At 66.9% G+C, this 24,200-nt stretch carries 24 protein-coding genes and 2 pseudogenes; 9 read left to right on the top strand and 17 right to left on the bottom strand.

Going from position 1 to position 24,200, the window contains the following annotated elements; translation table 11 throughout:
• Positions 1 to 31 precede the first annotated feature (31 nt).
• Positions 32 to 1,276 carry a tyrosine--tRNA ligase gene (gene tyrS / locus PXD02_RS06490; protein WP_275106018.1) on the top strand — a complete coding sequence of 415 codons (1,245 nt, stop codon included), beginning with the start codon at positions 32 to 34 and terminating at the stop codon, positions 1,274 to 1,276.
• A 121-nt stretch (positions 1,277 to 1,397) separates the two neighbouring features.
• A complete protein-coding gene (locus tag PXD02_RS06485) occupies positions 1,398 to 1,544 on the top strand; it encodes a hypothetical protein (protein ID WP_275106017.1) in 147 nt (48 codons plus the stop codon).
• Between the two features lie 60 nt (positions 1,545 to 1,604).
• Here PXD02_RS06485 and PXD02_RS06480 read toward each other — a convergent pair whose 3' ends face one another.
• The 6 genes from PXD02_RS06480 to PXD02_RS06455 form a co-directional block, all read right to left on the bottom strand.
• Positions 1,605 to 2,573: an SPOR domain-containing protein gene (locus PXD02_RS06480; protein ID WP_275106016.1), complete on the bottom strand. Its 969-nt coding sequence runs from the start codon at positions 2,571 to 2,573 to the stop codon at positions 1,605 to 1,607.
• A 67-nt stretch (positions 2,574 to 2,640) separates the two neighbouring features.
• On the bottom strand, positions 2,641 to 3,273 hold the full coding sequence (gene upp, locus PXD02_RS06475) for a uracil phosphoribosyltransferase (protein ID WP_275106015.1): 633 nt from the start codon (positions 3,271 to 3,273) through the stop codon (positions 2,641 to 2,643).
• A complete protein-coding gene (locus PXD02_RS06470; RefSeq protein WP_275106014.1) occupies positions 3,270 to 4,229 on the bottom strand; it encodes an adenosine deaminase in 960 nt (319 codons plus the stop codon). The genes upp and PXD02_RS06470 overlap by 4 nt, the downstream gene beginning before the upstream one ends.
• Positions 4,226 to 5,413, bottom strand: coding sequence for a phosphopentomutase (locus tag PXD02_RS06465; protein WP_275106013.1), 1,188 nt, complete (start codon positions 5,411 to 5,413; stop codon positions 4,226 to 4,228). The genes PXD02_RS06470 and PXD02_RS06465 overlap by 4 nt, the downstream gene beginning before the upstream one ends.
• Complete coding sequence (locus PXD02_RS06460; RefSeq protein ID WP_275106012.1) at positions 5,410 to 6,693, bottom strand: thymidine phosphorylase; 1,284 nt, start codon at positions 6,691 to 6,693, stop codon at positions 5,410 to 5,412. Before PXD02_RS06460 ends, PXD02_RS06465 begins: the two co-directional genes overlap by 4 nt.
• Positions 6,690 to 7,085 (bottom strand): cytidine deaminase, encoded by a 396-nt coding sequence (locus tag PXD02_RS06455; protein WP_275106011.1) that lies wholly within the window; start codon positions 7,083 to 7,085, stop codon positions 6,690 to 6,692. Before PXD02_RS06455 ends, PXD02_RS06460 begins: the two co-directional genes overlap by 4 nt.
• A 125-nt stretch (positions 7,086 to 7,210) precedes the next feature.
• Here PXD02_RS06455 and PXD02_RS06450 point away from each other — a divergent pair, with 125 nt between their 5' ends.
• The 3 genes from PXD02_RS06450 to PXD02_RS06440 all read left to right on the top strand — a co-directional run bounded on the left by PXD02_RS06450 (position 7,211) and on the right by PXD02_RS06440 (position 12,056).
• On the top strand, positions 7,211 to 9,490 hold the full coding sequence (locus tag PXD02_RS06450) for an NADP-dependent malic enzyme (protein ID WP_275106010.1): 2,280 nt from the start codon (positions 7,211 to 7,213) through the stop codon (positions 9,488 to 9,490).
• 233 nt (positions 9,491 to 9,723) lie between these two features.
• Positions 9,724 to 11,619 (top strand): propionyl-CoA synthetase, encoded by a 1,896-nt coding sequence (locus PXD02_RS06445; RefSeq protein ID WP_275106009.1) that lies wholly within the window; start codon positions 9,724 to 9,726, stop codon positions 11,617 to 11,619.
• A gap of 56 nt (positions 11,620 to 11,675) precedes the next feature.
• Entirely contained in the window at positions 11,676 to 12,056 is a 381-nt protein-coding gene (locus PXD02_RS06440; protein ID WP_275106008.1) for a VOC family protein, read from the top strand.
• On the opposite strand, the gene aroA is transcribed toward PXD02_RS06440, so the two are convergent.
• Positions 12,053 to 13,384 (bottom strand): 3-phosphoshikimate 1-carboxyvinyltransferase, encoded by a 1,332-nt coding sequence (gene aroA / locus PXD02_RS06435; RefSeq protein WP_275106007.1) that lies wholly within the window; start codon positions 13,382 to 13,384, stop codon positions 12,053 to 12,055. The two genes, PXD02_RS06440 and aroA, sit on opposite strands and share 4 nt — an antisense overlap.
• 84 nt (positions 13,385 to 13,468) lie before the next feature.
• Here aroA and PXD02_RS06430 point away from each other — a divergent pair, with 84 nt between their 5' ends.
• Positions 13,469 to 14,143, top strand: a complete 675-nt coding sequence (locus tag PXD02_RS06430; protein ID WP_275106006.1) for a DNA alkylation repair protein — start codon at positions 13,469 to 13,471, stop codon at positions 14,141 to 14,143.
• Here the strand turns inward: PXD02_RS06430 and PXD02_RS06425 are convergent.
• Both PXD02_RS06425 and PXD02_RS06420 read right to left on the bottom strand, forming a co-directional pair.
• Positions 14,131 to 14,637 (bottom strand): hypothetical protein, encoded by a 507-nt coding sequence (locus tag PXD02_RS06425; RefSeq protein WP_275106005.1) that lies wholly within the window; start codon positions 14,635 to 14,637, stop codon positions 14,131 to 14,133. The two genes, PXD02_RS06430 and PXD02_RS06425, sit on opposite strands and share 13 nt — an antisense overlap.
• Positions 14,638 to 14,671: 34 nt before the next feature.
• Positions 14,672 to 15,169: pseudogene (locus tag PXD02_RS06420) on the bottom strand (integrase core domain-containing protein); the annotation flags it as partial.
• Between the two features lie 79 nt (positions 15,170 to 15,248).
• Here PXD02_RS06420 and PXD02_RS06415 point away from each other — a divergent pair.
• A protein-coding gene (locus PXD02_RS06415) for an IS3 family transposase (protein WP_473092012.1) occupies positions 15,249 to 16,399 on the top strand; the annotation gives its coding sequence in 2 pieces (ribosomal slippage) (positions 15,249 to 15,501 and positions 15,501 to 16,399; 1,152 coding nt in all).
• Between the two features lie 40 nt (positions 16,400 to 16,439).
• Here PXD02_RS06415 and PXD02_RS06410 read toward each other — a convergent pair.
• Positions 16,440 to 16,904, bottom strand: a pseudogene (locus PXD02_RS06410) (transposase family protein); the annotation flags it as partial.
• Positions 16,905 to 17,037: 133 nt separating this feature from the next.
• Here PXD02_RS06410 and moaA point away from each other — a divergent pair.
• The gene (gene moaA / locus PXD02_RS06405) at positions 17,038 to 18,045 is read left to right on the top strand and encodes a GTP 3',8-cyclase MoaA (protein ID WP_275106004.1); all 1,008 of its coding nucleotides are present in this window, start codon (positions 17,038 to 17,040) and stop codon (positions 18,043 to 18,045) included.
• A 26-nt stretch (positions 18,046 to 18,071) separates the two neighbouring features.
• On the opposite strand, the gene PXD02_RS06400 is transcribed toward moaA, so the two are convergent.
• The 5 genes from PXD02_RS06400 to PXD02_RS06380 form a co-directional block, all read right to left on the bottom strand.
• Positions 18,072 to 18,464 (bottom strand): hypothetical protein, encoded by a 393-nt coding sequence (locus PXD02_RS06400; RefSeq protein WP_275106003.1) that lies wholly within the window; start codon positions 18,462 to 18,464, stop codon positions 18,072 to 18,074.
• Positions 18,465 to 18,497: 33 nt separating this feature from the next.
• Positions 18,498 to 19,628, bottom strand: coding sequence for a flavodoxin-dependent (E)-4-hydroxy-3-methylbut-2-enyl-diphosphate synthase (gene ispG, locus PXD02_RS06395; RefSeq protein ID WP_275106002.1), 1,131 nt, complete (start codon positions 19,626 to 19,628; stop codon positions 18,498 to 18,500).
• Positions 19,629 to 19,706: 78 nt separating this feature from the next.
• Positions 19,707 to 20,369: a thiamine diphosphokinase gene (locus PXD02_RS06390; protein WP_275106001.1), complete on the bottom strand. Its 663-nt coding sequence runs from the start codon at positions 20,367 to 20,369 to the stop codon at positions 19,707 to 19,709.
• A complete protein-coding gene (locus PXD02_RS06385) occupies positions 20,366 to 20,578 on the bottom strand; it encodes a DUF2842 domain-containing protein (protein ID WP_275106000.1) in 213 nt (70 codons plus the stop codon). The genes PXD02_RS06390 and PXD02_RS06385 overlap by 4 nt, the downstream gene beginning before the upstream one ends.
• Before the next feature lie 72 nt (positions 20,579 to 20,650).
• Positions 20,651 to 21,943: an adenylosuccinate synthase gene (locus PXD02_RS06380; RefSeq protein ID WP_275106370.1), complete on the bottom strand. Its 1,293-nt coding sequence runs from the start codon at positions 21,941 to 21,943 to the stop codon at positions 20,651 to 20,653.
• A 138-nt stretch (positions 21,944 to 22,081) separates the two neighbouring features.
• On the opposite strand from PXD02_RS06380, the gene ftsY reads away from it, so the two are divergent.
• Positions 22,082 to 23,119: a signal recognition particle-docking protein FtsY gene (gene ftsY / locus PXD02_RS06375; RefSeq protein WP_275105999.1), complete on the top strand. Its 1,038-nt coding sequence runs from the start codon at positions 22,082 to 22,084 to the stop codon at positions 23,117 to 23,119.
• A 38-nt stretch (positions 23,120 to 23,157) separates the two neighbouring features.
• Here the strand turns inward: ftsY and PXD02_RS06370 are convergent, their stop codons facing one another.
• Both PXD02_RS06370 and hisG read right to left on the bottom strand, forming a co-directional pair.
• On the bottom strand, positions 23,158 to 23,427 hold the full coding sequence (locus PXD02_RS06370) for a DUF2171 domain-containing protein (protein ID WP_275105998.1): 270 nt from the start codon (positions 23,425 to 23,427) through the stop codon (positions 23,158 to 23,160).
• Positions 23,428 to 23,521: 94 nt separating this feature from the next.
• Positions 23,522 to 24,199: an ATP phosphoribosyltransferase gene (hisG, locus tag PXD02_RS06365; protein ID WP_275106369.1), complete on the bottom strand. Its 678-nt coding sequence runs from the start codon at positions 24,197 to 24,199 to the stop codon at positions 23,522 to 23,524.
• Position 24,200 lies beyond the last annotated feature (1 nt).

Raw genomic sequence — 24,200 nt, 5'->3', positions numbered from 1 at the left:
TATATCCGCGCCGACCAGAAGGAAAAAGCCGATGACCTACAGCCCCAAGTCCGATTTCCTGCGCGTGATGTTCGAGCGCGGCTATGTCGCCGACTGCACCGACTATGCGGCGCTGGACCAGGCGCTGCTGGAAGGGCCGGTCACGGCCTATATCGGCTATGACGCGACGGCGGCGTCGCTGCATGTGGGGCACCTGCTGAACATCATGATGCTGCGCTGGTTCCAGAAGACCGGCAACCGGCCGATCACGCTGATGGGCGGCGGCACCACCAAGGTGGGCGATCCCAGCTTCCGCTCGGAAGAACGCCCGCTGCTGGACGAGGCCGCGATCCAGGCCAATATCGACGGGATGGGACAGGTCTTCGCGCGCTATCTGTCCTATGGCGGCGACGGCGCGCTGATGCTGAACAATGCCGAATGGCTGGACGGGCTGAACTATCTGGAGTTCCTGCGCGACATCGGGCGGCATTTCAGCGTCAACCGGATGCTGTCCTTCGAATCGGTGAAGTCCCGGCTGGACCGCGAACAGTCGCTGTCCTTCCTGGAATTCAACTACATGATCCTGCAAGCCTATGATTTCCTGGAACTGCATCGCCGCCATGGCTGCCGGTTGCAGATGGGCGGGTCGGACCAGTGGGGCAATATCGTCAATGGCATCGACCTGACGCGGCGGGTCGATGACGCTTGTGTCTGGGGGCTGACCTCGCGGCTGCTGACCACCAGCGACGGGCGCAAGATGGGCAAGTCGGCGGGCGGCGCCGTCTGGCTGAACGGGGCGATGCTGTCGCCCTATGAGTTCTGGCAGTTCTGGCGCAACACCACCGATGCCGATGTGGGGCGGTTCCTGAAGCTCTATACCGAATTGCCGGTCGAGGAATGCGACCGCCTGGGCGCGCTTCAGGGGTCCGAGATCAACGCCGGCAAGGTTCTGTTGGCCAACGAGGTGACGGCCCTGCTGCACGGCGCCGAAGCCGCCGCAAGCGCCGAGGCCACCGCGCGCGAGGTGTTCGAACAGGGCGGCGCGGGCGGCGATCTGGAGGTCGCGGTCCTGCCCGCCGGCGTCCTGGGCGAGGGGTTGTCGGTGGTCCAGCTTCTGGTGCAGACCGGAATCACGCCCTCGGGCAAGGAAGCGAAGCGGCTGATCGCCGAGGGCGGCCTGCGCCTGAACAACGAACCGGTCGGCGATCCGCAATTGACTGTTGATCAATTGCTGATCGGGGACGGGCTGAAGGTGTCGGTGGGCAGGAAGAAGCATCGCATGGTGACGCTGGGATGAGGCGTTTGCTGCATGGCAGCATTGCAGGCCCGGTTGACGCTGCGTCGCAGCAATGGACAGAGCGGGGACCGGTCCCTATGTGTCCTTGCGGGAGGATCACTCCGACCCGGAAGACAGGACAATGGCACAGAACACCGCACAATCCCTTCGCATCAGCGCCCGCGAGTTGCAGGCCGACGCCGATGCCGTGCTGGACCAGATGTTCGGGTATTTCACCCGCGAGGAAGCGCCCCGCATGGCCGTGGACAACGCCCGCCGCGCGGCCTGACCCGCCAGACCAGCACAAGATAGTCCGGGGGCGTTCGCGCCCCCTTCGCATGTCTGCCGATCAGCGCGCCACCGCGCGGGGATAGCCGTTCGCCCGCAGCCGCGACAGCGCCGTGACCAGGGCCTGCCGATCCGCGAACGGCCCCGCAAGAATCGCCTTGCCCGGCTTGTCCCCCAGTTTCTGATCGCGCTGCGCCGTGCGATAGCCCAGGCCCGACAGGCGGCGCAGCGCCGCCAGGGCATTCGCGGCGTCGGCATAGGTGCCGATCTCGACATAGCGGGCGTTGGCGGGGATCATCTCGACTCGATCCGGCTTGTCGGCCGGGGATGCTGTGGCTGGCCTGCGGGCGATGACCGAGGCGGGCTTGGCAACCCGTTCGGCCCGATGCACCGGCCTGGGGCTCGGGGCGGGATCTGCGGAAGGGGCCTGCGCGTCCGCCACCGCCGCCGGTTCGGCCGGTATGGGCGTGGCAAGCGCGGTGATCTGCGGCAAGGGCTCGGGCGCGGTCATGCCGGGGCACAGGCCTTGGGTCACGTCGCCGCCGATGATCGGCGTCGCGTTCCCGGCGGGACGATAGCCGAGCCGGGCGCACAGCCCGTCTGGCGCTTTTCCCGCCATGGCGCTGCGAAGCCTGGCCTCCATGTCGATCTGGTCCTGCAAGGTCGCGTCCAACACCGCCTGGCCCGGATCGGGGGCGGTATCGCCCAGCGGTGCCGCCGGCGCATCGGTGACAAGATCGCCGGATTTCAAGCCCTGGGCCAAAACCTCCGCCAAGGCATCCTCGGGTGACGGCCGAGGGTCAAGCAGCGCCGTGTCCGACAGCGCGGGCTGGCTGGGCGGGAAGCCGCAGATCGGCGCGCCCTGCTTGTCCAGCCGGGGCGTCCAGTCCTGGCCGTCGCGAACAAAGACGCAGCCCGTCCTGTCGATATATTGCGCGCCCGGATAATCTCCGGGCGGGGACGGATCGGGCGCGGCCAAGACCCGCCCCGGCAGCAGAAGCACCATTACCACCCAGATCAAGACCCGCATCCGCCACCCGCGATTCGATTTCGTGACTCAGGGATAGGCACAATGCGTGAACCTGGGGTTAACGCGGCTATTTCGTGCCGAACATCCGGTCGCCGGCATCGCCCAGGCCCGGCACGATATAGCCGTGATCGTCCAGCCGTTCGTCCAGCGCGGCGGTGAAGATCGGCACGTCGGGATGGGCCTGGCGCATCCGTTCCACCCCCTCGGGCGCGGCCAGCAGGCACAGGAAGCGCAGGTTCGTGGCGCCCCGCGCCTTGAGCATGTCGATGGCCGCGACGGACGAATTGCCGGTCGCCAGCATCGGGTCGACGACGATCGTCAGCCGCACGTTCAACTCTTTGGGAACCTTGCAGTAATATTCGACCGGCAGCAGGGTTTCGGGGTCGCGGTAAAGGCCCACGAAGCCCACCCGCGCGCCGGGAATCATCTCCAAGATGCCATCCAGAAGCCCGTTTCCCGCCCGCAGGATCGAGATCAGCGCCAGCTTCTTGCCCTCCAGCGTGGGCGCGTCCATCTCGCACAGGGGGGTCTCGATCCGCGTGGTGGTCAGTTCCAGTTCGCGCGTCACCTCATAGGCCAGCAGCAGGCTGATTTCCCGCAGCAGGCGGCGGAAGCCGGCGGTCGATACGTCCTTCTGGCGCATGATCGTCAGCTTGTGCTGGACCAGCGGGTGGTCGATGAGGGTCAGGTGCTGGGTCACGGAAACTCCTTCAAAAGCCGGTCGCGGGTCGCGGGGTCGCAAAAGGCGGCCTCGGCGGCCCATCGGTTGATCTGCGCGAAGTCCGTATCGCCCCAACCGAAGGCGTCGGCAAGCCGGTCGTATTCGTGACGCATCGTCGTGTGAAAGAACGGCGGATCGTCGGTCGAGACGGTGACGCGCACCCCCGCGTCGGCCAGCCGGGCGATGGGATGGGCGGGCCAGTCGGGGAACAGCCCAAGCGCGACATTCGATCCGGGGCAGACCTCCAGCGTCACCGCCTTGTCGGCCAGATCACGGACAAGCGCCGCGTCCTCGATGGCGCGGATGCCGTGGCCGATTCGGGTGCAGCCGAGCGCCAGGGCCTCGCGGATGCTGTCCGGCCCGCCCCATTCACCCGCGTGGCAGGTCAGACCCAGCCCGGCCTCGCGCGCGCAGTCGAAGGACCAGGCGTAATCGGTGGCGCGGCCCGCACCCTCGGCCCCGCCCATGCCGAAGCCGGTGACCCAGCCGCCCGCCGTTTCCGCCGCGCAGAGCGCGGTTTTCCGGGCACGGTCCGGGCCGAAATGGCGAATCGCGGTCAGGATGGCGCGGCTGTCGATGCCGTCCAAGCGGGCCTTGTCGGCGGTTTCGGTCATCGCCGCCAGATAGTCGCGCCAGGCGGACAGGTCGGCCCCGCCGCAGAATTCGGGCGAGACGAACAGTTCGGTATAGATGACGCCCTGTTCGGCGGACCGCTCCAGCACCTCGGCCAGCAGGCGGGCGTAATCCCGCGGGGTTTGCAGAACGCTGGTCGCGGCCTGGTAGCAGCGCAGGAAGCCGTCGAAGCCCTCATAGGCATAATGGCCTTGCGCGTCGAACAGGCCGGTCAGATCGGCAAATTTCTCGGCGGCCAGACCCCGGATGAATCCGGGCGGCGCGGCCCCTTCCAGGTGTAGGTGCAATTCGATCTTCTTCACAGAAACGACCTTCCATGATCGGGCGGCGGCAGGCCCAGATGCGCCAGGACCGAGGCGCCGATGTCGCTGAAGCCCACCACCCCTACGGGGCGCGTCCCGACCCCGTGACCCAGGACCGCCACCCGTTCGCGGGTATGGTCGGTGCCGGGCCAGGACGGATCGTTGCCGTGATCGGCGGTGAAGATCGCCAGATCGCCGGGGCGCAGCGTCGCCAGGAACCGGCCCGCCACCCCGTCGAACCATTCCAGTTGCGCGGCATAGCCGGGAATGTCGCGGCGGTGGCCGAAATTCGTGTCGAATTCGACGAAATTGGCGAAGGTCAGGCTGCCCGGTTCGGCCTCGCGTCCCAGGCGGATCAGGTGTTGGGCCAGATCGGCGTCCGATTTGCCCTTGTGCAGATGGATGATGCCGCGATGGCTGAAGATGTCGCCGATCTTGCCGATGGCATGGGTGACGCGGCCCTTGTCCTGGGCGATGTCTAGGATCGTGCGGCCCGGCGGGGCGATGGCGAAGTCGCGGCGGTTGCCGGTGCGGCGGAAGCGGCCCGGCGCCTCGCCCAGGAAGGGCCGGGCGATCACCCGGCCGACGCGCATCGCGTGCAGCATCGGCGCCAGCGACCGGCACACCCCGATCAGCCGGTCCAGGCCGAAATGCTCCTCATGCGCGGCGATCTGCAACACGCTGTCCACCGAGGTATAGCAGATCGGCCAGCCGGTGCGGATATGCTCGGCCCCGAAATCCTCGATCACCTGGGTGCCCGAGGCGTGGCGATTGGCAAGGATGCCGTCTGTTCCCGCCAGTTCGCAGATTCGCGCGGTGACGTCGGGCGGAAAGGCCGGAGCGGTATCGGGGAAATAGTGCCAGTCCCAGGGCACCGGCACGCCGGCGATTTCCCAATGGCCCGAGGGCGTATCCTTGCCGCGAGAGATCTCGGTCGCGGCCCCCCACAGCCCCTGCGGCGGAACCATCAGGCCGGGCGCGTCCTGCCCAGAGGCCAGCCGCACCGCCGCGCCAAGGCCCAGCCGCGCAAGGGTCGGCATGTGCAGCGCCTGCGCCTGGGCGATATGGCCCAGGGTGTTCGCGCCGGTATCGGGCAGGTGGCCGTTGAAGAACTGGTCCGCATCCGGCGCGCCGCCGATGCCGACGCTGTCCATGACGATCAGGAAGGCCCGCCTGTCGGTCACGACGCGATCCGTTGGCGCACCAGGGGGCCGGGTTCGCCGCCCTCGCCCAGGCGATAGGCGGCGGTGACGGCGGCGACGGCGACCTCGGCCGCGGTGTCGTCGGCGGCGTGGATCAGGGCCAGCGGGCGTCCGGGGCCGACTTCCTCGCCCAGTTTCGCCAGCATCGACAGGCCGACGCGGGGGTCCACCGCCTCGCCCGCGCGGACCCGGCCGCCGCCAAGCGCCACGACCGCATGGCCAAGGGCGGTCACGTCGATCCGCGCGATCCGCCCCTCGGGCGCGGGCACGGAGCGGATGACGGGGGCGGCGACCAGATGCGCGTCGGGGCGGTCCAGCAGATCGGCGGGGCCGCCCTGCGCGGCGACCATGCGGCCGAAGATTTCCGCCGCAGCGCCGCCGTCCAGCAGGTCCGACAGCCCGGCATCCCCCTGCCCCGCCAGCCGCAGAACCTCGGACGCAAGCGCCAGCGTCAGGTCGCGCAGCGCGCCGGGTTCGCCGCGCAGCACACGGATCGCCTCGGCCACCTCAAGCGCGTTGCCCGCGCTGCGGGCCAGCGGCTGGTCCATGTCGGTGATCAGCGCCGATGTCGCGCAGCCCGCGCCATTCGCGGTTTCCACCAGGGCCTGCGCCAGCCGCCGCGAGGATTCGGAGTTGCGCAAGAACGCCCCTGACCCCGCCTTCACATCCAGCACAAGCGCCTGCAACCCGGCCGCCAGCTTCTTGGACAGGATCGAGGCCGTGATCAGGTCGACCGATTCCACCGTCGCCGATTCGTCGCGGATCGCATACAGCCTGCGGTCGGCGGGGGCGAAATCACCGCTGGCCGCGACGATGGCGCAGCCCACGCTGCGGGTGATGCGACGGAAGTCATCCTCGGACTGGTCGCAGCGATAGCCGGGGATCGCCTCCAGCTTGTCCAGCGTGCCGCCGGTATGGCCGAGCCCCCGGCCCGAGATCATCGGCACGAACATTCCCCGCGCCGCCAGCAGGGGGGCCAGCACCAGGCTGACCGTGTCGCCGATGCCGCCGGTCGAATGCTTGTCCACCACCGGCCCCGGCAGATCCCAGTGCAGCACATGGCCCGAATCGCGCATCGCCCGCGTCAGCGCGACACGCCCCTTGACGCCCGTGCCCTTCAGCAGAACCGCCATCGCGAAGGCGCCCGCCTGCGCGTCGCCGATCGACCCGTTCGCGAGGCCCTGCGCGATCAGCGCCGCGCCTGGGCCGTCCAGACCACGGCCATCGCGGATCGCGGCGATGACGGGGCGCGGGTCGGTCATTCCGCCTTGGCCATATGCCCGACGTCGAACCGGCCCGGCAGCAATTCGCCCACCGTGGTGGCCAGCGTCGCGCCCTCGGTCGTGGCCAGCAGGACCGGCGTGTCGGCGCGGGCGAATTCGGCCAGCTTCTGGCGGCAGCCGCCGCAGGGGGGCACCGGCGCGGGGCTGTCGGCGATCACCGCGACCTCGATCAGTTCCGTCTCTCCGGCGGCGACCATCGCGGCGATGGCCCCGGCCTCGGCGCAGGTGCCTTCGGGATAGGCGACGTTCTCGACATTGCAGCCGCGATAGATCGCGCCCGACCTGCCGCGAATGGCCGCGCCGACCTTGAAGCGCGAATAGGGCGCATAGGCCATTTCCCGGACTGCGCGCGCGGCATCCAACAGCGACATGGGGGCATCCTCACCATTCGTTGCGCAGTTTCGCGCAGGGTTTCCGCTAACGCAAGACGAAGCCGCCTGTTCCCCGTTCCGGAAATGGTTTAACGCTCAACCAATTTGCGACCAAGGGGGCCGAGATGGACGAACGCAGGCAGGACAACGCCCGGCAAGAGGCACTGGATTATCACGAATTCCCGCGTCCGGGTAAGCTGGAGATCCGCGCCACCAAGCCCCTGGCGAACGGCCGCGACCTGTCCCGCGCCTATTCCCCCGGCGTGGCCGAGGCCTGTCTGGAGATCAAGGCCGATCCCGCCACGGCCAGCCGCTATACCTCGCGCGCGAACCTGGTCGCGGTGGTGTCGAACGGCACGGCCGTGCTGGGCCTGGGCAATATCGGCGCGGCGGCATCGAAGCCGGTGATGGAGGGCAAGGCCGTCCTGTTCAAGAAATTCGCCAATATCGACTGCTTCGATATCGAGGTGAACGAATCCGATCCCGAAAAGCTGGCCGATATCGTCTGCGCGCTGGAACCCACCTTCGGCGCGATCAACCTGGAAGACATCAAGGCGCCCGACTGCTTCATCGTCGAAAAGCTGTGCCGCGAACGCATGAACATCCCGGTCTTTCACGACGACCAGCACGGCACCGCGATCGTCGTGGGCGCGGCGGCGACCAACGCGCTGCATGTCGCGGGCAAGCGGTTTTCCGACATCAAGATCGTCTCGACCGGCGGCGGGGCGGCGGGGATCGCCTGTCTCAACATGCTGCTGAAGCTGGGCGTCAAGCGGGAAAACGTCTGGCTGTGCGACATCCACGGCCTGGTCTACAAGGGCCGGGTCGAGGACATGACCGCCCAGAAGGCCGCCTTCGCCCAGGACACCGACGCCCGCACCCTGGCCGAGGTGATCGAGGGCGCCGACCTGTTCCTGGGCCTGTCGGGCCCCGGCGTCCTGAAGCCCGAGATGGTGGGCAGGATGTCCCGCCGCCCGGTCATCTTCGCGCTGGCGAACCCGACCCCGGAAATCCTGCCCGACGACGCCCGCGCCGTCGCCCCCGACGCGATCATCGCCACCGGGCGCAGCGATTTCCCGAACCAGGTCAACAACGTCCTGTGCTTCCCCTTCATCTTCCGCGGCGCGCTTGACGTGGGCGCGACCACCATCAACGCGGACATGGAGCTGGCCTGCATCGACGGCATCGCCAAGCTGGCCCGGACCACCACCGCCGCCGAGGCCGCCGCCGCCTATCGGGGCGAGACGCTGACCTTCGGCGCGGATTACCTGATCCCCAAGCCCTTCGACCCGCGCCTGGTCGGCATCGTCAGTTCCGCCGTGGCCCGCGCCGCGATGGAAAGCGGCGTCGCCACCCGCCCGCTGGAGGATCTGGACGCCTACAAGCGCAAGCTGGACAGCTCGGTCTTCCGGTCGGCCCTGATCATGCGCCCGGTCTTCGAGGCCTCGCGCGCCGCCGACCGCCGCATCGTCTTTGCCGAGGGCGAGGATGAACGCGTCCTGCGCGCCGCCAACGCCATGCTGGAGGAAACGACCGACCTGCCGATCCTGATCGGCCGCCCCGAGGTCGTGGCCACGCGCTGCGAACGCGCGGGCCTGCCGATCCGCCCCGAACGCGATTTCGAGATCGTGAACCCCGAAAACGACCCCCGCTATCGCGATTACTGGGAAACCTATCACCATCTGATGGCCCGGCGCGGCGTCAGCCCCGACATCGCCCGCGCGATCATGCGCACCAACACCACCGCCATCGGCGCCGTCATGGTCCACCGCGGCGAGTCCGACAGCCTGATCTGCGGCACCTTCGGCCAATATACCTGGCACCTGCGCTATATCCGGGAAATCCTGGCCCGCGACGGGTTGTCGCCGGTCGGCGCACTGTCGATGATCATCCTGGAGGACGGCCCGCTGTTCATCGCCGACACGCAATGCCACAACGATCCGACGCCCTCGCAGGTGATGGAGACGGTGATCGGCGCCGCGCGCCACGTCCGCCGCTTCGGCCTGACGCCCAAGATCGCGCTGTGCTGCCATTCGCAATTCGGCAATCTGGACAGCTATACCGGCCGCAAGATGCGAGAGGCGCTGGCGCTGCTGGACGCGCGCAAGCCGGACTTCATGTATGACGGCGAAATGCATGTCGACGCGGCCCTGGATCCCGAGTTGAGAGAGCGGATCTTTCCCGAGTCCCGGCTGGAAGGGGTGGCGAACGTGCTGGTCTTCCCCGGCACCGACGCGGCGTCCGGCGTGCGCAACGCGCTGAAGATGCGCGCCAACGGGCTGGAGGTCGGGCCGATCCTGATGGGCATGGGCAACCGCGCGCATATCGTCACCCCCTCGATCACCGTCCGCGGCCTGCTGAACATGAGCGCCTTGGCCGGAACCCCGGTCGCCCATTACAGTTAAGCCAAAGGCCGGGCGATTCGGCTGATGATCGCCCGGGCGGCGCTGCTTCCGCATGGCTGCATTTGCAAAGTCAGCGCCCCCGCATGGCCCATTTTGCAGGCGTTTTCGGTTTGCAAAGGAATCCGCCGGATATTTGCTACAATTTGCCGCGCGGCCCCGACCTGTTCCGCTAACATCGTTGCGCGCCCCCCAGTCCGCTGCGTAACAAACGGCAGGAGTGAGGAGACACCATCATGTCGTATCGCGACACCTATGCCGCCTGGCAGGCGGATCCCGAAGCATTCTGGATGGAGGCCGCCGGAAAGATCGACTGGGACCGCCCGCCCAGCCGCGCCTTCTTCGACCAGGGACCGGCGGGGGAATGGTTCGCGGACGGCAGCCTTAACGCCTGCTGGAACGCCGTGGACCGCCATGTCGAGGCCGGGCGCGGCGACCAGATCGCGATCATCCACGACAGCCCGATCACCCGGTCCTATCGCGGCATCACCTATCGCGAATTGCGCGACCGGGTCGCCAGCCTCGCGGGCGCGCTGCGCGCCAAGGGCATCGAAAAGGGCGACCGGGTCATCATCTACATGCCGATGGTCCCCGAGGCGCTGGAGGCGATGCTGGCCTGCGCGCGGCTGGGCGCGATCCATTCGGTCGTCTTCGGCGGATTTGCCGCGCATGAACTGGCGGTGCGCATCAACGACGCCACCCCCAAGGCGATCATCGCGGCCTCTTGCGGGGTCGAGCCGGGCCGGGTCGTCCATTACAAGCCGCTTTTGGACCGCGCCATCGAGGAAGCCATTTACAAGCCCGATTTCTGCGTGATCTTCCAGCGAGAACAAGAGGTTGCCGAACTGACCCCCGGCCGCGACGTGGCCTGGCACAGCTTCCAGTATGGGGTCGAACTCGCCGAATGCGTCCCGGTCGAGGGCAACCATCCGGCCTATGTCCTCTATACTTCGGGGACCACGGGCCAGCCCAAGGGCGTGGTGCGCCATACGGGCGGTCATCTGGTCGCGCTGGCCTGGACGATGAAGAACATCTACGACATTCAGGCGGGCGATGTGTTCTGGGCCGCGTCCGATGTGGGCTGGGTCGTCGGCCACAGCTATATCTGCTATGGCCCGCTGACGGTCGGCGCCACCACCATCGTGTTCGAAGGCAAGCCGGTCGGCACCCCCGACGCCGCCGCCTATTGGCGGGTGATCCAGAACCATCGGGTCAAAAGCGTCTTCAGCGCCCCCACCGCGATCCGCGCCATCCGGCGGGAAGATCCCGAGGGCAAGCTGATCGGCGACTACAACCTGCGCCATTTCAAGACGCTGTATCTGGCCGGTGAACGCGCCGATCCCGACACGATCCAATGGGCCGAGGAAAAGCTGGGCGTCCCGGTGATCGACCACTGGTGGCAGACCGAAACCGGCTGGCCCATCGTCGCCAACCCGGTGGGGATCGAGCTTCTGCCGGTCAAGCACGGCAGCCCCTCGGTCGCGCTGCCCGGTTATGACGTGCAGGTTCTGGACGAGGCGGGCCACCCGGTTCCGGCCGGGACGCTGGGCGCGGTGGCGATCACGCTGCCGCTGCCGCCGGGCACCCTGCCGACCCTGTGGAAGGCCGAGGATCGGTTCAGGAAATCCTATCTGTCGCATTTCCCCGGCTATTATGAAACCGGCGATGCGGGCTATATCGACGAGGACGGATACCTGTATGTCATGGCGCGCACCGACGACGTGATCAACGTCGCGGGCCACCGCCTGTCCACCGGCGCGATGGAGGAGGTTCTGTCCGCCCATCCCGCCGTCGCCGAATGCGCGGTGATCGGCGTGGCAGACAGCCTCAAGGGGCAGATGCCGCTGGGCCTGCTGTGCCTGAAGAAAGGGACGAACACGCCCGACGCCCAGGTCGTCAAGGAGGTCGTGGGCATGGTCCGCGACCAGATCGGCCCGGTCGCGGCCTTCAAGACCGCCTGCGTGGTGGACCGCCTGCCCAAGACCCGGTCGGGCAAGATCCTGCGCGCGACGATGGTCAAGATCGCCGATGGCGAGCCGTTCAAGACCCCGGCGACCATCGACGACCCCGCGATCCTGGATGAGATCGCCGTGGCCCTGCGCGCGGTCGGCTATCCGCAGACGGTGACCTAACAAAAGTTCCGTGAACCGGCAGGGCGCCTCTGCGTTGCCGTCGCGGAGGTGCCCCGATGACGCGAAAACCGACCCAGCTGATCGACCACATTCATCTGCGGGCCGTCGATTTCGACCGGGCCAGCAGCTTTTATCTGGCGATCTTCGAAGCCCTGGGCCGGGCCGCTGACGCCCATGCGGGGCGCGACTGGGTGGAGTTGGACGAGTTCTATCTGGACCAGGCCGACGCCAATACCCCGCCCAGCCGCATCCACCTGGCGTTCCGCGCGGGGTCGCGGGCCGAGGTCCAAGCCTTTCACGCCGCCGGCCTGAAGGCAGGAGGCACCGACAACGGCGCACCGGGGCTGCGCGACTACCACCCCGGCTATTATGCCGCCTTCTTGCTGGACCCCGACGGCAACAATATCGAAGCCAAGTTCGACGAACGCGACGCCTAGCCCAGATCGGCGCCCAGCCCCTGCATCAGCGGCAGGAAATCCGGGAAGGACGTGGCGATGGGCGAGCCGTCATCCACGGAAACCGGCGCCTGGGTTGCCAGCCCCAGGACCAGGAAGGACATGGCGATGCGGTGATCCAGATGGCTGACCGCCGTGCCGCCGCCGGGCACCCGCGCCATGCCGTGAACGGTCATGCTGTCCTTGGTCTCCTCGACCCGGACGCCGTTGGCCTCCAGCCCGCGCGCCATCGCGTCGATCCGGTCGCTTTCCTTGACGCGCAGTTCCGCCACGCCGTTCATGACCGTCGCGCCTTCGGCAAAGGCCGCGATGACCGACAGGATCGGAAATTCGTCGATCATGCTGGCCGCGCGTTCGGCAGGCACCGTGACGCCTTTCAGCGGGCCATGACGGACCACCAGATCGGCCACCGGCTCGCCTCCTTCCTCGTGCAGATTTTCAAAGGCGATGTCAGCACCCATTTCCAGCAGGGTGACATACAGCCCGTCCCGCGTGGGATTGCGGCTGACGCCCGGAACGCGGATCTCCGACCCCGGCACGATCAGCGCCGCAGCCACCGGGAAAGCCGCGCTTGAGGGATCGCGCGGCACCGCGACCGGCTGCGCGCGCAGGTCCGGGCGGCCTTGCAGCGTGATCACATGGCCTTCGGCGGTCATCTCGGTGCGGATCTCCGCGCCGAACCCGGCCAGCATCCGTTCAGAGTGGTCGCGCGTGGGTTCCGCCTCGATCACCACGGTTTCCCCCGGCACGTTCAGCCCCGCCAGCAGGACCGCCGACTTGATCTGCGCGCTGGCGACCGGCGTGCGATACCGCACCGGCAGCGGGTCGGCCGCGCCCTGGATGGTGATGGGCAGCCGCCCGCCCTCGCGCGCGGTGATCTCTGCGCCGAACAGCGCCAGGGGGTCGGTCACGCGCGCCATCGGGCGGCGCGACAGGCTGGCATCGCCGGTGAAGGTCGCGGTGATCGGCGTGGTCGCCATCGCGCCCATGATCAGCCGCACCCCGGTCCCGGAATTGCCGCAGTCGATCACGCCTTCGGGTTCCGAAAACCCGCCGACGCCGACGCCGTGGACCGACCATTCGCCGGTCCCCAGCCGCTCGACCTGCGCGCCGAAGGCCGCCATCGCCCTGGCGGTGTCCAGCACGTCCTGGCCCTCCAGCAGGCCGGTGATCCGCGTCTCGCCCACCGACAGCGCGCCCAGGATCAGGGCGCGATGGCTGATCGACTTGTCGCCGGGCACCTGTGCCACGCCCCGCAGGGGGCCGCTGCGGCGGGCGGTCATCGGGCGGGGATCGGCGGAATGGGACATGGGCACACCTGTTGATTGCGCAAACCTTTTATCGCTGGCGCGCGGCCTCTGCCACCCCTAGAACCGCCGGAACAGGAGGGTCCGATGATCGAACTGGACGCGTTGCTAGCCCTGGCGGATGCCGAAAAGGCCGGACAGATGGCCGCCTATCACAAGGCGGCGCGGACCTGTCTGGGCGTGCCGAATCCGCAGATCGACGCCCTGGTGGCCGACTGGCGCGCGTCCCGCGACCTGGACGGCCGCATCGCCCTGGCCGCTGCCTTGTGGGCCAGCGACATCCACGAGGCCCGCATCGCCGCCGCCAAGCTGCTGACCCAGGCCCGGATCCGGCCCGACGATGCGGTCTGGGCGCTGATCGCGGGCTGGGCGCCGGATTTCGACGGCTGGGCCATCGCCGATACCGCCATGATCGCCGGGCAGAAGCGGCTGGTCGCCGATCCCGCACGGCTGGACCAGGTCGAAACCTGGCTGGATCACCCCAACACATGGACCCGCCGCGCCGCCCTGGTGGGCACCCTGCCCTGGGCCAAGATGAACAACCCCAAGCCCGACGATCTGGCCACCCGCGAACGCGTCCTCGACTGGGCCGCGCGGCTGGCCGACGACCGCGACGGGTTCATCCAGAAGGCCATCGCCTGGTGGCTGCGCGACCTGTCCAAACGCGACGCGCCCCGCGTCCGCGCCTTCCTGGCCGATCACGGGGCGCGGATGAAGCCCTTCGCGCGCAAGGAAGCCCTGCGGCTGGTTCAGGAGCGATAGACCTCGATCACCGGCAGGTCGGTCAGCGACACGCCCAGCAGTTGCAGCGCGGGCAGCGACACCTGGGATCCGCCGCTGGCCGGGCCGTCCAGCGGGATCAGGTCGACCTTGGCCGACTTGCCGGTGGCCGGGTTCACGATCCGGCCCAGCTCGCGTTCCTTGACCAGCGGCGTCTTGATCCAGAACCCGCCCTCGGACGGGTTCCCCAGCGAGGCGATGGTGCTGCCCAGCTTCGTCTCGGCCGCGTCTGCCGGCTTGGCGGCGGCGGCGCGCTGCTCGGCCGAGGTCGTGTCCAGCTGCGCCGCCGTCGCGCGGGCCGCCGGGCGCGGCGCGGGCGCGCGGGTGATGGCCGCCGCCGCGACCTGCTGGGTGGTCATCGGCGTCTCCGGGGTGGCGGCGGCTGCCGGGCGGTTCGCGGTCATCGCCCCCTGGGTGCAACCCGCCAGCAAGGTCGCGGTCAGGATCAGCGGCGGCGCGACGGTGGTGATGCGCATGGATTGTCCCTTCTGTCGTATCATCAGCCTCAACCTAGGTGTTCAGTCCCGGCATCTGGTGGATCGGGTTTAGGATGAATCTGTCTGGCTCTGATGTCCAGATCTTGCAGATGTATTCGTAGGGCGTGAGGCCGCCGAGGGTCTTGAGCCTACGCGCGAAGTTGTAGGCTGCCATGAAGTCGGCGAGATGCGTGCGGAGCTCGTCGTGGCTGGTGTAGTGAAAGCGTTTGACGGTGGCGTCCTTGATCGTGCGGTTCATCCGCTCGACCTGACCGTTGGTCCACGGGTGGTTGGGCTTCGTCAGGCGGTGCTCAATGCCGTTGGCCTCGCAGATCATGTCAAAGCGCATAGGTCTGGAATAGATGGTGTTCCGGTTCCGAGGCTGCTCGGCGAACTGAATACCGTTGTCGGTGAGGATGGTATGGACCTGATAGGGCACGGCTTCGAGCATGTGCTGCAGGAACTCCCAAGCTGTCTTCCTGTCCGCCTTGTCGACGAGCTGGGTCACGGCAAACTTGCTCGTGCGGTCAATGAGCTACCCCCCGAAAATCGGACAGTGACGGAAGCTACGATCTGAAGTCTGCTGGTCTCCAAGAACGAGGAGAACAGAGATGTCGAGACGCAGGAACCACGATGCGGCGTTCAAGGCGCGTGTGGCGCTGGAAGCCGTGAAGGGGGAGCGCACAGTGTCAGAGCTGGCCGCCGAATATGGCGTGCATCCGACGATGATCCATCAATGGAAACGGTCGCTTCTGGAGGGTGCCGCAGGGATCTTCGAGCGGGGCGGCAAGGCTGCGGCAGCGGCCGAGGTTGCCGAAGAAACTGTCCGTGACCTGCACGCCAAGATCGGAGAGCTGGCCGTCGCCAACGATTTTTTGTCACGAAAGCTCAAGCCCTGGATCGGCAAGTGAGGCGCGGAATGGTTGAGAAGAACCACCCAAGCCTGTCGGTCGGGGCGCAGTGCCGCCTGCTATCGATCTCGCGGTCGTCGTTCTATTACGCGCCGCAGGGCGAGACGGCGATGAACCTCGACCTCATGCTGTTGATCGACAAGCAGTTCCTGGATACACCCTTCTACGGCGTGCGGCAGATGACGTGGCACCTGCAGAACGAGGGGCATGGTGTGAACCAGAAACGCATCCGGCGGCTGATGCGGCTCATGCGCCTGATGCCGATCTACCAGAGGCCCAACACCAGCAAGCCGAGAAAAGGCCACAAGACCTATCCCTATCTGTTGGGCGGGCTGCGGGTGGATCGGCCCGGTCAGGTCTGGTGCGCAGATATCACCTATTTGCCGATGCGGCGGGGCTTTCTGTATCTGGTGGCGATCATGGACTGGTTCACCCGCAAGGTGCTGGCCTGGCGGATATCGAACACGCTGGAGGCCGACTTCTGCGTCGAGGCGCTGAACGAGGCCATCCATCGCTTCGGCGCGCCCGGGATCATGAACACGGATCAGGGCTCACAGTTCACGTCCTTCGCCTGGACTGATCGGCTGAAGCGCATTGGCACTCGGATCTCGATGGACGGCAAGGGGCGCTGCATCGACAACGTCTTCATCGAGCGTCTGTGGCGATCCCTGAAGTATGAATGCGTCTACCTGCACGCCTGGGAAACGGGATCGCAGGCCAAGGTTGGTATTGGGCACTGGATCAACTTCTACAACCATCGACGACCCCACACTGCCCATGGCGGGCAGCCGCCCGCCGTGGTCTACTTCAACAGCAGCGAAACCGATCAGCAGGCACAGGCAGTAGCTTAAATCAGCCGGAAAGCTGTCCAAGGATCGGGGAGTAGCTCACAATGCCGACGAACAGGTAAAGCTTGCCTTCAGCAGTCTGCACCTCGGCGATGTCGATATGAAAGAAGCCGATAGGGTAGCGCTTGAACTTCGACCGTTTCGGCTTGTCGCCTTCCACGTCGGGCAGTCGAGAGATGCCGTGGCGCTGAAGGCACCGATGCAGCGCTGAGCGTGTCAGGTGTGGAATTGATGGCTGCAGGGCATAGAGGCAGTCGTCCAGCGGCAAAAGCGTGTGCAGCCTGAACGCGACGATGGCCGCCTCCTCGGCTTCTGTCAAAACCGTGGAGCGTGGCTCCTTCGGCCCTGTCTTGAGATCATCGACCGTCGCTCGCTTGCGCCACTTCGCCACTGTCTTGGGGTTAATGCCGAGCTCCCGGCTCAGCGTCGCGAGCGAAGCTTGCGATCGTTGTATTGCAGCTCTGACGGCGTGCGTGGTCGTGGCGCTCCCGTGACGAACCTGGCCCATAATGCTTCCCTCCATCCCTGAGAAAGGATCGCACCATCAAACCGTGGGATCAAACACCTAGCCTGCATGGCGCGATCCCGTCCACAGCCCGTCGCGGCTTGTCTGCGGCCCCGCGCGCCCCTAGATTGGGGGGATGCAACAGGCGGCCCCCCTTATCGACCCCTTCGCGCGGCCGATCACCTATCTGCGGGTATCGGTGACGGACCGCTGCGATTTCCGCTGCGTCTATTGCATGGCCGAACACATGCAGTTCCTGCCCAAGGCCGATCTTCTGACGCTTGAGGAGCTGGAGCGCCTGTGCGGCGCCTTCGTCGATCTGGGTGTCCGCAAGCTGCGCATCACCGGCGGCGAGCCTCTGGTCCGCCGCAATATCATGAGCTTTTTCCGCGCCATGTCCCGGCACCTTGGCCAAGGCCTGGACGAATTGACGCTGACCACGAACGGCAGCCAGCTTGGCCGCTATGCCGGTGAGCTGGCCGATTGCGGCATCCGTCGCGTGAATGTCTCGCTGGACACGCTGGACCCCGACAAGTTCGCGGCGATCACCCGCTGGGGCCGCCTGCCGCAGGTGCTGCACGGCATCCGCGCCGCGCAGGCCGCCGGGCTGCGGGTCAAGATCAACGCCGTCGCGCTGAAAGGCGTGAATGACGGCGAATTGTTCGATCTGGTCCGGTGGTGCGGCGATCAGGGCTTTGATCTGACCTTCATCGAGGTCATGCCGATGGGCGATCTGGGCAACGAGGATCGGCTGGACCAATACTGGCCGCTCTCGGACCTGCGCGCCCGTCTGGCCGAACGTTTCACGCTGATCGACCTGGCCGAACGCACCGGCGGCCCGGCCCGCTATGTCCGCTTGCAGGAAACCGGGCAGAAGATCGGCTTCATCACGCCGCTGACGCATAACTTCTGCGAAAGCTGCAACCGCGTCCGCCTGACCTGCACCGGCGAATTGTTCATGTGCCTGGGGCAAGAGGACATGGCCGACCTGCGCGGCCCCCTGCGGGCTTCCCCGGACGACAGGCTGCTGAAGGACGCCATCCGCGCGGCCATTGCGCACAAGCCCAAGGGCCACGACTTCGACTATTCCCGCCAGACAGTGGCCGGCCAGATGACGCGGCACATGAGCCATACCGGCGGATAGCTGTGTGCTTGCACGCACCCTACATGCTATCGAGGTATTTCGAATCCGACATTTGTCCAGTCATAATCAAGTACATCTTTTCTATATTGCATTACATTCTTTGCATTAATCCCTCGCCAATCATGTTTGCCGGTACCATATGCGATCTCACCATTTTTCGGTCGGACAAACATGGTTAATCCACGCATGTTTGTAGGAACATTGGTTTCGTGCACCGCTGTCATGACCTCATCCAGTGGATTGCCTATGCCAACCATTGCTAGCTTGGCACCAGTCTGATCAACCAGTTGGGTGTACGTGAGATAAGGGTGTGAAGGCAGCTTTCCATGCTTAATAAGATGCTGTTGGAGCTTGCGAACATGGGCAATTAGTCCGTTGCCCAAAAGTTTTGCATTCAATGTATTTACAATTATTATCATCGTTATCGTCCCGCAAAGGAAAACTCTCAAATATCATTCCGCCGCCGTCTGCGCCCCGGCTTCCGCCTCGATCTTCTCGGCCCGTTCCTCGACCAGTTGCACGATATGATCGACCATCTGGTCATTGGTCATCTTGTGGCTCTGCCGCCCGGCCATATAGACCATGCCGCTGCCGGCCCCGCCGCCGGTGAAGCCGATATCGGTCATCAGCGCCTCGCCCGGACCGTTCACCACGCAGCCGATGATCGACAGCGACATCGGCGTCTTGATATGTTCCAGCCGCTTTTCCAGGTGCTCGACGGTCCTGATCACGTCGAAGCCCTGCCGCGCGCAGGACGGGCAGGAGATGATCTGCACCCCCCGCGTCCGCAGGCCCAGGGACTTGAGGATCTCGAACCCGACCTTCACCTCCTCGACCGGATCGGCGGACAGGCTGACGCGGATCGTGTCGCCGATGCCAGACCACAGCAGGTTGCCCAGGCCCACGGCGGATTTCACCGTGCCGCCGACGAACCCGCCCGCCTCGGTGATGCCCAGATGGATCGGCGCGTCGGTGGCGTCGGCAAGCTGCTGATAGGCGGCGGCGGCCAGGAACACGTCGCTGGCCTTCACGCTGATCTTGAATTCGTGGAAATCGTTGTCTTGCAGGATCTTGATATGGTCGAGGCCCGATTCCACCATCGCATCCGGGCAAGGTTCGCCGTATTTCTCCAGCAGATGCCGCTCCAGCGACCCGGCATTGACGCCGATCCGCATGGAACAGCCATGATCGCGCGCGGCCTTGATGACCTCGCGCACGCGGGCGGCATCGCCGATATTGCCGGGGTTGATGCGCAGGCAGGCCACGCCCGCCTCGGCCGCCTCGATGGCGCGTTTATAGTGGAAATGGATGTCGGCGACGATCGGCACCGGGCTTTCGCGGCAGATCTCGCGCAGTGCCCGCGTGGTTTCCTGGTCGGGCGCGGAAATCCTCACGATGTCGGCCCCAGCGTCGGCGGCGCGGATCACCTGGTCCAGCGTCGCGCGCACGTCATGGCCGTCGGTATTGGTCATGGTCTGCACGCTGATCGGCGCGTCGCCGCCCACCGGAACGCTGCCCACCATGATCTGGCGCGACCTCCGACGCTGAATGTTGCGCCAGGGACGGATCGGGTTCAGCGACATGGATGCCTCCGCAGGTTCGCCCCTTGCAGATAAGCCATCGGGGCCAGGGCGGCAACCGCCGCACGCGGCTTTGATCGCTCAGGCGGGCAGGCGCAGCGCGGTCATGACGCTGGCCAGCGTGCTGCGGGGCAGCATCAACAGCATCTTGCCCTCGATCCGCAGGGTCACGACCCCGTTGGCCCGGTTCGAAGTGCCGACCCGCCCGCCCGGCGCGAACTCGATTCCCTCGATCGGCCATTCCAACCCGGTGCTTATCCCGCGCGACGGCCCCATCGGATACAGCGACACCCGCGTCCCCGGCATCAGCGGCAGGGTCAGCCGGGGCGGCGCCACGAAGACCACATCGTCGGAGGCCAGCATGATCACCAAGGGCCGGGGCGTGCTGGCCATCGCAGTCAGCGCCGACAGCGTGTGATCCAGCCGCAGCCCGGAAAAGCCCACCGCCATCACGAAGGGCGCGGCGATCCGGGTCAGGCATTTGGTGAAATCGGTGCTGTCCTGTTCGGCCACATGATGGATGCGCCCGGCCGGGATCAGCTTGCGCGCGCCCGCCGTGATGCTGTCCAGATCGCCGATCACCCAGTCGGGCGGCCGTCCCAGGGCAAGCGCCCGGTCCGCGCCCCCATCCGCCGCGACCAGCGTCGGCGCCACCGCAAGCGCGGTTTGCAGGTCATGGGGGGTGGCGACACCCCCGCCGATCACGGTCACGCCCCGGTCGGAAATGACCAGGGGCGGGATCATTCCTCGCGCCCGATGCCGGAAAAGACCCGCTTGAAGGGCAGGATCCACAACACCCCAAGGACGACATAGATCGCGATCTCGACCAGGATCGGCTGGCGGCCGAAGCGCGCATCCGTCCAGTTGACCAGAGTCACCGCCGCCACGATGTACAGCGGCAGCCCGACGACCAGGATCAGCAGCGACAACCGTTTCCGCGTCTTCAGCTCCATGGCTTCCCCCTGTTCATCTTGGTATAAGTATCCCACGGGGGTCCGGGGGTGTGAAACCCCCGGCCTGCGCCCTCAATCCGCGAAGGGATCCGTCACCAGGATCGTATCGTCCCGCTCGGGACTGGTCGAGAGCAGCGCGACGGGGCACTGGATCAGTTCCTCGACCCGGCGGACATATTTGATCGCCGCGGCGGGCAGATCCGCCCAGGATCGCGCGCCTTGGGTGGATTCCTGCCAGCCCTCCATTTCCTCATAGATCGGTGTGACCTTCGCCTGCAAGGCGGCGGCGGTGGGCAGGTAATCGTATTTCACGCCGTCGATCTCGTACCCCACGCAGATCCGCAGCGTCTCGAAGCCGTCCAGCACGTCCAGCTTGGTCAGCGCGATGCCGTTCACGCCGGAAATCGCGCAGGTCTGGCGCACCAGCACCGCGTCGAACCAGCCGCAGCGCCGCTTGCGGCCCGTCACGGTGCCGAATTCATGGCCCCGCTCGCCCAGCCGCTGCCCGTCCGCGTCGTGCAATTCGGTCGGGAACGGGCCTTCGCCCACGCGGGTCGTATAGGCCTTGACGATCCCCAGCACAAACCCGATCGCCGACGGTCCCATGCCGGTCCCCGAGGCCGCCATCCCCGACATGGTGGTCGAACTGGTGACATAGGGATAGGTGCCGAAGTCGATGTCCAGCAGCGACCCCTGCGCACCCTCGAACAGGATGCGCTTGCCGGCCTTGCGGGCGTCGGCCATGATCTTCCAGACTGGCTGGGCATAGGGCAGCAGCTTCGGCGCGATCTCCAGCAGCTTCGCCTTCAACTCGGCCCGGTCGATGGGCGTGGCGCCCAGGCCCTGGCGCAGCGCGTCGTGATGGGCCAGCAGCCGGTCCAGCCGCGCATCCAGCGTCTCCTCGTCGCCCAGATCGGCCACGCGGATGGCGCGGCGGCCCACCTTGTCCTCGTATGCCGGGCCGATGCCGCGTCCGGTGGTGCCGATCCTGGCCTTGCCCGCCGCGTCCTCGCGCAGCTTGTCCAGATCCTGATGCAGCGGCAGGATCAGCGGGGTGTTTTCCGCGATCATCAGATTCTCGGTGGAAATCGCCACGCCCTGCGCGGTCAGCTTGTCGATCTCGGCGAACAGCGACCAAGGGTCCAGCACCACGCCGTTGCCGATCACCGCCAGCTTGCCCGCCCGCACGATGCCCGAGGGCAGCAGCGACAGCTTGAAGACCGTATTGCCGATGACCAGCGTGTGCCCGGCGTTATGGCCGCCCTGGAAACGGGCGATGACATCGGCCCGTTCGGACAGCCAGTCGACGATCTTGCCCTTGCCCTCGTCGCCCCATTGCGCGCCGACAACCACCACATTGGCCATGAACGGTCCTTCCATTCCGCGAAAAAGTCCGGAGCCGGGTCTAGCGCAAGGCCCGGCCGGGGGAAAGCCGCGATTTGCCGCCCTTTCCCTTTCGCCCCGCAGCGATTAGGGTCGCGGCCGGATTGGAAAGGTGCAGGCATGTCGTTTTTCACCAAGCTGCGGGATCGGCTGACGCGATCCTCTGCGAAGATCGGCGAAGGACTGGACGGCATCGTCGAGGCCGCGCCCCCGGCCGCCGAACCCGCCCCCGCGCCCGGTCCCGCCCCTGGTCCCGCACCCGCGCCCGGCCTGGTCGGCCGCCTGTTCGGCGCGGCCCCCGCCGCCCCCGCCACGCGCCCCGAGGAGCCGCGCCGCGCGCTCGACGACGAGATGCTGGAGGAGTTGGAGGACATGCTGGTCCAGGCCGATCTGGGCGTCGATACCGCGCTGCGGGTGACGGCCAATATCGCCGAGGGACGGATCGGCCGCCGCCTGTCCTCGACCGAGCTCAAGGAGCTGCTGGCGGCCGAGATCGCCCGGATCATGACCCCGGTCGCCCGGCCCCTGCCCCTTTATCCGAAGAAGCCCCAGGTCGTTCTGGTCGTGGGCGTGAACGGCGCGGGCAAGACCACCACCATCGGCAAGCTGGCCAGCCAGTTCCGCGCGGCGGGCAAGTCGGTGATGATCGCGGCGGGCGACACCTTCCGCGCGGCGGCGGTGGAACAGTTGCAGATCTGGGGCCAGCGGGCGGGCGTGCCGGTGATGGTCGCGGCTCAGGGCAGCGATCCCGCCAGCCTCGCCTTCGACGCCATGACGCGGGCCGAGGCCGAGGGCGCCGACCTGCTGATGATCGACACGGCGGGCCGCTTGCAGAACCGCCAGGATCTGATGGAGGAACTCGCCAAGATCGTCCGGGTGATCCGCAAGAAGGATCCGACCGCGCCGCACAACACCCTTCTGGTGCTGGACGCGACGACCGGGCAGAACGCGCTCAATCAGGTGGAAACCTTCCGTCAGCTTGCCGATGTCTCGGGGCTGGTGATGACCAAACTGGACGGAACCGCGCGGGGCGGCGTTCTGGTGGCGCTTGCCGACCGCTTCGGGCTGCCGATCCATGCCATCGGCGTGGGCGAACAGATCGACGACCTGGACGCCTTCGACGCGGAGGATTTCGCCCGCGCTCTGGTCGGCCTGTAGGGAACAGGCCGGATGTCGCCATCCGGCCCGGCGCGGGATCAGAGGTCGTCCCGGATGGGCGAGCCGTCCTTTTCCTCGAACAGCTGTGCGGCGTTGGCCGCATCGGCGGACAGCCACAGCTTGCCGCCGTCCACCGACGAGACATTCGCCAGCGGCAGGTAATGGTGATGGTCCCTGGACTGACCATGCGCTTCGTCCTTGCGGGTCAGCTTGATGCGGTCGCCGTCCAGGTGGTCCACCTTGCCCACATGCACGCCGTCGGCGCCGACCACTTCCATATGTTCCTTGATCTGGCTTGCCTCGACCATGTCGTTTCTCCTGTGTTCAGCCGTTATCGGCAGATGACGGACAACAACGCCACAGCGGGCCAACGCGATCCATCGACCGCGCAGGGACCGGCGTCTATCCGGCCAGCCGCGCCAGAAAGTCCCGAACATCGGGGCGTTCCGCCGCGCGGCGGGCCGCGAACAGCGTGGCCTGCGACCGCAGGATCGGATCTTCCGACAGGATCTTCAGGTTGTTGGCCCGCAGCGTTTCCCCCGACGAGGTGATGTCGGCGATCGCCTCGGCGGTCTGGTTGGCCACGGTGCCCTCGGTCGCGCCCTGCGAATCGACAAGCTGGTAATCGGCGACCTCATGCGCGGCCAGCCAGGCGCGGACCAGCCGGTGATACTTGGTGGCGATCCGCAGCCGGAAACCATGCGCGGCGCGGAAATCGCGGCAGACGGAATCGAAATCGTCCAGCGTGTCGCAATCGGCCCAGCATTCCGGCACCGCCAGGATCAGGTCGGCATGGCCGAAGCCCATCGGCGCGACCTCGGCCACGTCCGAGGCCCAGCCCGCCAGCTTCTCGCGCACCAGATCGGTGCCGGTGACGCCCAGTTCGATCCGGCCCGCCGCCAGGTCGCGCGGGATCTCTCCTGCCGACAGCAGCACCAGCGAAACGCCCTCGACCCCCTCGACCCGGCCCGCGTATTCGCGGTCCGACCCGCTGCGCGACAGCCGGACGCCGCGATCCGCGAACCAGTCAAAGCTCTGCTCCATCAGCCGCCCCTTGGACGGCACGCCCAGCCGGATCATG

It is taken from the genome of Paracoccus sp. S3-43, assembly GCF_029027965.1.
GTDB lineage: Bacteria > Pseudomonadota > Alphaproteobacteria > Rhodobacterales > Rhodobacteraceae > Paracoccus.
Note: the sequence above shows the minus strand (reverse complement) of the source record. Positions and strands in the feature narration are given on the sequence as shown.

Bases quoted from the DNA above. Each gene is read 5' to 3' on its own strand.
- hisG (WP_275106369.1), bottom strand. From the start codon at position 24,199: ATGATCCGGCTGGGCGTGCCGTCCAAGGGGCGGCTGATGGAGCAGAGC.
- PXD02_RS06445 (WP_275106009.1), top strand. From the start codon at position 9,724: ATGTCGTATCGCGACACCTATGCCGCCTGGCAGGCGGATCCCGAAGCA.
- PXD02_RS06425 (WP_275106005.1), bottom strand. From the start codon at position 14,637: ATGCGCATCACCACCGTCGCGCCGCCGCTGATCCTGACCGCGACCTTG.
- tyrS (WP_275106018.1), top strand. From the start codon at position 32: ATGACCTACAGCCCCAAGTCCGATTTCCTGCGCGTGATGTTCGAGCGC.
- ispG (WP_275106002.1), bottom strand. From the start codon at position 19,628: ATGTCGCTGAACCCGATCCGTCCCTGGCGCAACATTCAGCGTCGGAGG.
- PXD02_RS06380 (WP_275106370.1), bottom strand. From the start codon at position 21,943: ATGGCCAATGTGGTGGTTGTCGGCGCGCAATGGGGCGACGAGGGCAAG.
- ftsY (WP_275105999.1), top strand. From the start codon at position 22,082: ATGTCGTTTTTCACCAAGCTGCGGGATCGGCTGACGCGATCCTCTGCG.
- PXD02_RS06385 (WP_275106000.1), bottom strand. From the start codon at position 20,578: ATGGAGCTGAAGACGCGGAAACGGTTGTCGCTGCTGATCCTGGTCGTC.
- PXD02_RS06460 (WP_275106012.1), bottom strand. From the start codon at position 6,693: ATGACCGACCCGCGCCCCGTCATCGCCGCGATCCGCGATGGCCGTGGT.
- PXD02_RS06400 (WP_275106003.1), bottom strand. From the start codon at position 18,464: ATGATAATAATTGTAAATACATTGAATGCAAAACTTTTGGGCAACGGA.
- PXD02_RS06485 (WP_275106017.1), top strand. From the start codon at position 1,398: ATGGCACAGAACACCGCACAATCCCTTCGCATCAGCGCCCGCGAGTTG.
- PXD02_RS06455 (WP_275106011.1), bottom strand. From the start codon at position 7,085: ATGTCGCTGTTGGATGCCGCGCGCGCAGTCCGGGAAATGGCCTATGCG.
- PXD02_RS06430 (WP_275106006.1), top strand. From the start codon at position 13,469: ATGATCGAACTGGACGCGTTGCTAGCCCTGGCGGATGCCGAAAAGGCC.
- aroA (WP_275106007.1), bottom strand. From the start codon at position 13,384: ATGTCCCATTCCGCCGATCCCCGCCCGATGACCGCCCGCCGCAGCGGC.
- PXD02_RS06450 (WP_275106010.1), top strand. From the start codon at position 7,211: ATGGACGAACGCAGGCAGGACAACGCCCGGCAAGAGGCACTGGATTAT.
- moaA (WP_275106004.1), top strand. From the start codon at position 17,038: ATGCAACAGGCGGCCCCCCTTATCGACCCCTTCGCGCGGCCGATCACC.
- PXD02_RS06440 (WP_275106008.1), top strand. From the start codon at position 11,676: ATGACGCGAAAACCGACCCAGCTGATCGACCACATTCATCTGCGGGCC.
- PXD02_RS06370 (WP_275105998.1), bottom strand. From the start codon at position 23,427: ATGGTCGAGGCAAGCCAGATCAAGGAACATATGGAAGTGGTCGGCGCC.
- PXD02_RS06390 (WP_275106001.1), bottom strand. From the start codon at position 20,369: ATGATCCCGCCCCTGGTCATTTCCGACCGGGGCGTGACCGTGATCGGC.
- PXD02_RS06480 (WP_275106016.1), bottom strand. From the start codon at position 2,573: ATGCGGGTCTTGATCTGGGTGGTAATGGTGCTTCTGCTGCCGGGGCGG.